The 619-nt window shown below is 68.5% G+C and carries 1 protein-coding gene; it reads left to right on the top strand.

The features are described from left to right. Positions 1 to 549 (top strand): tyrosine-type recombinase/integrase (locus ACPYN4_RS15510; protein ID WP_424446879.1); only part of this gene is annotated, 549 nt, incomplete at its 5' end. Positions 550 to 619 lie beyond the last annotated feature (70 nt).

Raw genomic sequence — 619 nt, 5'->3', positions numbered from 1 at the left:
GGGCTCGGGCACGTCACCTCCCACCAGCTGCGACACACCTACGCGACCGCGCTGGTCAATGCTGGCGTCTCCCTGCAAGCCCTCATGGCCCTCCTCGGCCACCAGTCCGCGGAGATGAGCCTCCGCTACGGGCGGTTGTTCGACGCGACGGTCCGAACCGAATACGAACGCGCCCTCGACCTCGCGAAACAGAACACCACCGCCGCCGCTGCCGGAGACACCGGCGGGCGCACCCAGCTGCCGCTCACGGCCATCACCGGCGGACGCGACTGGAAAGACGCCCCGCTGCTGAAGTCGCGGATGGCCGGCGGGTTCTGCCTCCGCGCCCCAGCGCAGGGAGCATGCAGCTACGCGAACATCTGCGAGCACTGCCCGTCCTACCGATCCGAACCCTCCTCGCTGCCGATCCTCGCCGCACAACGCGTCGACGCCGACGCTCTCGCCCGCGACGCGGAACAAAGAGGATGGATCGACGAGGCCGACCGCCACCACAAGCTCATCGCCCGCCTCGACGCGCTCATCGCCGACTCGGAGACACAGACCGGATGACCAGTCCCACGCTGAACCAGATCGAACGCGCCTGCGCCGATCTCGCCCGAAACGGGCATCCCATCACAAT

Source organism: Microbacterium sp. CH-015 (assembly GCF_049707015.1).
GTDB lineage: Bacteria > Actinomycetota > Actinomycetes > Actinomycetales > Microbacteriaceae > Microbacterium > Microbacterium aurum.
This window is presented reverse-complemented; position numbering and strand designations above follow the sequence as displayed.